This window comes from Jiella pacifica (assembly GCF_010500815.1).
In the GTDB taxonomy this organism is placed as follows: Bacteria; Pseudomonadota; Alphaproteobacteria; order Rhizobiales; family Rhizobiaceae; genus Jiella; species Jiella pacifica.
This window is the reverse complement of sequence record NZ_JAAAMG010000056.1, coordinates 1-4,723: the sequence shown is the minus strand read 5'-3', so window position 1 is coordinate 4,723 and position 4,723 is coordinate 1. Positions and strand designations below refer to the sequence as shown.

At 58.7% G+C, this 4,723-nt stretch carries 4 protein-coding genes and 1 pseudogene; 4 read left to right on the top strand and 1 reads right to left on the bottom strand.

Annotation, left to right across the window (positions count from 1 at the left end):
* The 4 genes and pseudogenes from GTK09_RS26980 to GTK09_RS26965 form a co-directional block, all read left to right on the top strand.
* Window positions 1–115 (top strand): annotated as a pseudogene (locus tag GTK09_RS26980) (IS481 family transposase); the annotation flags it as partial.
* Window positions 94–1,386 carry a diguanylate cyclase domain-containing protein gene (locus tag GTK09_RS28095; protein ID WP_312869975.1) on the top strand — a complete coding sequence of 431 codons (1,293 nt, stop codon included), beginning with the start codon at window positions 94–96 and terminating at the stop codon, window positions 1,384–1,386. The pseudogene GTK09_RS26980 and the gene GTK09_RS28095, both read left to right, overlap by 22 nt.
* A 407-nt stretch (window positions 1,387–1,793) precedes the next feature.
* Window positions 1,794–3,590, top strand: a complete 1,797-nt coding sequence (locus GTK09_RS26970; RefSeq protein ID WP_203561239.1) for a methyl-accepting chemotaxis protein — start codon at window positions 1,794–1,796, stop codon at window positions 3,588–3,590.
* A 65-nt stretch (window positions 3,591–3,655) separates the two neighbouring features.
* Window positions 3,656–4,177, top strand: a complete 522-nt coding sequence (locus GTK09_RS26965; protein ID WP_203561238.1) for a GAF domain-containing protein — start codon at window positions 3,656–3,658, stop codon at window positions 4,175–4,177.
* Window positions 4,178–4,436: 259 nt separating this feature from the next.
* On the opposite strand, the gene GTK09_RS26960 is transcribed toward GTK09_RS26965, so the two are convergent.
* Window positions 4,437–4,723 (bottom strand): response regulator (locus GTK09_RS26960; RefSeq protein ID WP_163466466.1); only part of this gene is annotated, 287 nt, incomplete at its 5' end.

Below are 4,723 nucleotides of genomic sequence, written 5' to 3'. Positions count from 1 at the left end.
CGATCTCGACGCCTGGCTCGTCCACTACAACACCGAACGCCCGCACCTCGGCTACCGCAACATGGGCCGTAGGCCAGTCGAAACCGTCATGTCATTCGTCAGTCAAGAAGCTTAAGTGGACACACGAAGAACCAGCAATCCAGTACGACTTGGGACGACGCCGTCACACAGGCCCTCAGCTCTCGAGATCCCGACTGGTTCGATGCCAATCTTGGCATCTGGATGCATGACTATTACGGGATCGACCGCACGTTCGTCCTCGATGACGCCGATCGATCAATCTACGCCATGTTGGACGGGCAAAGAGCTGACCCCGCTGCCTATTTTACACAAGCTTCCGTGGTCGAGCCGGCGGTTGCGGAGTTGCGGCAGCGCCGGCGACAGGCCGCCGCCGCTGAAGACGCCCCAACGGCTATCAGACAATACGTTCTCCTGGAGAACCGCCCCGCTGTCGTCAGCGTCGCCGCGATCGTGTCGGATACGGGCACCATCGCGCAACCCCTCGCAAAGGAGCCGGCACATGTCGCGGTCAAGTTTCTCGACGGGGGCTTCCTGACAAAACTCAACCGCGATTTCCTGATCGATGACGCCAGGTTCTCGTGGACAAACGGCTTTGGGCGTCATGAGGCTGCTTTCCCCCTGACGTCCGACGGCGGCGCTGTCGGCTATCTTGTCTGGTCGGTCCAGCAGCCCGGAACGAAAATCCTAGACCAGATGACGCCCATCCTCAGGCTGGCCGCTGCCGGCATTCTGCTGCTCGCCGGCGGCTTGCTGCTTTGGATTCATCAGACGACGCGCCGGCTCGCCGCCTCACAAGAGCAGATCGAGTACATGGCCCACCACGATATGCTGACTGGGCTCGCTAATCGGTTTTCTTTCCAAACCCAGCTTGATGAGCGAATGCGGGAATTCAAGCACACCAAGCGTGGCTTTGCCGTCCTTTACCTCGACCTCGACGAGTTCAAGGCCGTCAATGACACCCTCGGTCATCAGGCAGGCGATGAGGTGATCCGGCAAGTTGGTTTGAGACTCCTGGCCCTCGTCCAGGAAGACGACATGGTCGCTCGGCTTGGCGGCGATGAGTTTGCCGTTTTGCGAAACCATGTTCGCGATCGCATCGAGATCGAGGGTTTGTCCCGAGGCATCATCGAGACCATCCGAACCCCGTTCAAGGTCGAGCATCAAGAGGTGTTCATCGGAGTGTCGATCGGGGTCGCAATCGCATCCACCGAGCTGCCGATGCAGTTGGATCTTGTGCGCCGTGCGGACGTCGCCCTTTACCGCGTCAAGAATTCCGGTCGCAACGGCTATCTGATTTTTGGAGAGTGGGGCTTGGATCTCGATCGAAATGAGACCTATTCTGAAGCGAGCCAAGGCTTGCTATAGCCCGACGCTCCTTTCCCCGGTGAAGACGTTGGTATTCGTCCATGGTCGCTCTCTCTGGTGCGGTAAGGGTCGGTTGATGGCCGACCGGAATCACCGACTTCCAGTACCAGGTGACCCGCTTCTCCCCCGATGAAACCCTTCCGATATAGAACGGATCGTCCGCTCTGCCCTGGATATCCTCGATCACCGCAATCATTCCCGACTGCGGTCCTCGCCGGAGTTCCATGAGATTGCCGATGGTCAGAAGACGGCTCGGTAGCGAATGAGATCTCATCAACGTAACCTCCTCGCCGGTGACATATAGCATCTTCCGTAGGCGGCTATCCTCCATGCAGGTTTGGGATTGCTCCGACTAACGCCACAAGAGCGCCTTGGTGGGAGCTGCTTCAGCACTCGTTAGGCTGTGCGTGATCAAATGGATCATTCACGGTTCCGCCCTGGAGCTCTGTCGCAACCAGGAACGCTGCACGATGCTCTCACGTCATTTTCTTGGTCCTCAGAGGACGCGTCTGATCGACGCCCTCGAAAAGTCTCTTGCCATCATCGAGTTTTCTCCTGATGGGATGATCCTCTCTGCCAACGAAAACTTCTGCCGACTTGTGGGTTATTCTTCCAAGGAGATCGTCGGCCGCCACCACAGCATGTTTGTGGACAAGTCTTACGCAGAGTCGGCGGACTATCGGGACTTTTGGCGCAGACTTGGGCAGGGCAAGTTCGAGAGCCGGGAGTACCGGCGCTTTGGCAAGGGCGGACGCCAGGTCTGGATCCAGGCGTCTTACAATCCGGTGCTGAACGCCCGGGGCAAGGTCACCCGCGTGGTAAAGGTGGCCAGCGACACGACCGCGGCGCACATGCGCAACGCCAATTTTGAGAGCAAGTTGGGGGCGATCTCGCGCGTTCAGGGGATCATCGAGTTTACTTCCGACGGCACGATCATCGACGCGAACAAGAATTTCCTCGACCTGCTCGGCTACACATTGGAGGAGGTGAAGGGCCGCCATCACAGGATGTTCGTGGATGAAGCCTATGCCACGTCGCAGGCCTATCGCGACCTATGGCAGTCCCTTAATGAGGGGAATTATGTCGCGGCCGAGTTTGAACGAGTGGGCAAGAACGGCAAACGCGTTTCAATCCAAGCGTCCTACAATCCTATCCTCGATGGCGACGGCAAGGTCTGCTCCATCGTCAAGTTCGCGACTGACGTAACGGACCGCGTCCGAGCGGTCGTCGAAGTTGCCAGCGGATTGGATGAGCTTTCGAACAACAACCTATGTCACCGACTAGAGCATCCGTTCGCGCCTGCCTTTGAGCAACTCAGGAGGGACTACAACACGTCATTGGATGCCCTCCAATCTACCATGCAAAAGGTGGCGAACAGCTCTCAACTAGTCAAAACTGAGACACACGAGATTTTCGAATTGACTGCGGTCATGTCGAGCCGGATCGATCAGCAGGCGGCAAACCTTCAAGACGCCGCCGGCGTCTTGGACAGCATCACTGCAACGGTGAAAACGAGCGCCGAAGGTGCGCTCGAGGCCGCGATTGCGGCTTCCGGCGCCCGATCGGGGACCCTCCAGTCTGGAAAGGTCATGAACCAGGCAGCCGTGGTCATGGGCGAGATCAACGAGAGTTCGGGAAGGATCGCCGAGTTCATCGGCATCATCGACGAGATCGCCTTCCAGACAAACCTCTTGGCGCTAAACGCAGGAGTGGAGGCTGCTCGTGCAGGCGAGGCAGGTCGCGGCTTTGCGGTTGTCGCACAAGAGGTGCGAGGCCTCGCCCAGCGGTCCGCGGTAGCCGCCAAGGAGATCAAGGTGCTGATCTCGTCGAGTTCCGGCCAAGTCAAACGAGGCGTCGCCCTCATGAACGAGACAGCAGCCGCGCTCGAAGAAGTCACGGCAAAAGTCGGCGAGATTGACGTCGTCCTCTCCTCCGTCGCCAAGACAGCCCAGGAGCAGGCAGCCGGTTTGGGTGAAGTCAACCTTACGGTCAACCGGATGGACCAAGCGACCCAGGAAAACGCCGAGATGCTTGGTCGGGCCAAGGCAGCGACGCAGAACCTTCAGAATGCTGCTGAGGAGATGGCGACACTGATAAGCGAGTTCAGACTTCATGAAGGGGAGAGCGTCGGGTCCAATGCAAAGCGGCCGCAACTGACCTTGGTGCATCGGGCGCAGAGGACGCGGAAGGCTATGCGAGGGTGATGAACGTAATAGCTGCAAACCGCATTGCACGCGAGCTGCCCCCTCCCGGCCGAGAAGGGCAAGCCATGGGTGGCGCTGACAGGATGCTACAAATAGACCCGCTTCAGGAAACTCGGCGCATCGAAAGGCTCCGCGCGATCGGCATTCTCGACACGCAAGACGATGGCTCTTTTAGGAGCCTCGTTGAGCAAGCGCTCGGCCTCCTGCCGGGAACCTGTATCGCCGCCGTTAGCTTGGTCGACACAGATCGGCAATGGTTTAAGAGCATCGTCGGGCTAGACGTGAGACAGATGCCCCGCAGCCAATCGTTCTGCGCGCATACGATCCAGACCGAAGGCACACTAATCGTAGAGGATGCCACCCAGGACGAGCGGTTCGCTGACAACGTCTTGGTGACCAACGCTCCGGGAATCCGCTTCTATGCCGGCGTCCGGCTAACCGGCGGTATCGGTGCGCTTTGTGTCATCGGGCGGAATCCTAGACAGGCGACGCAGGCAGAGATTCTCAAGCTGACGAAACTGGCCCAATACGTGGACATCCAGATGATGGCTCATGGCACCCTCTTCAATTTGACGCGACGTTTTTAGGAGCTTGTTCCGCAGTGCGAAGCATACATTGCGGACGAGTACGCCTAGCGCAAGGCGATCTCCGCCGTAGGCGTATGTGGCATCAGTCGTTTCCTCCGATGTGCCGGCCTACATTATAGCCCCGAGCGTCAGTCGGTCGGTCGGTCGGTCGGTCGAAAGGCAGGTCGGCTGACGAATTGCCATGCGCACAAGATTTTTGGAAAGCGGTCGCGACCTCAATCGGATCGCGCCAAGAGCTGGTCCGATCGACCAGCCACCATTATGCAGAATCGGTCGAAGTACCCGGTCCCGGAGATGTCTGGGCGCGCGTTGCTTGCCGCAGCCTTTGGCTCAGGAAGGTGACATTCTCAGCGCGGGACACTGACATGGCCGCGTTTATTGCGCCGGCAAGTTCTTCCAGGGAAAACGGCTTGGACAGGCGTGGAAGGCTTTGATCTGCGCCCGCAGGCAATTCAACGTAACCAGTGGCAAGCAGCACCGGCAGATCCGGGTAGTCCTGCCGTATGGCGGCGATGAGCTGCAGACCCGTCATCATCGGCATAGCGT

Excerpts from the sequence above, each read along its gene's own strand:
- GTK09_RS26965 (WP_203561238.1), top strand. The coding sequence starts at position 3,656 with ATGGGTGGCGCTGACAGGATGCTACAAATAGACCCGCTTCAGGAAACT.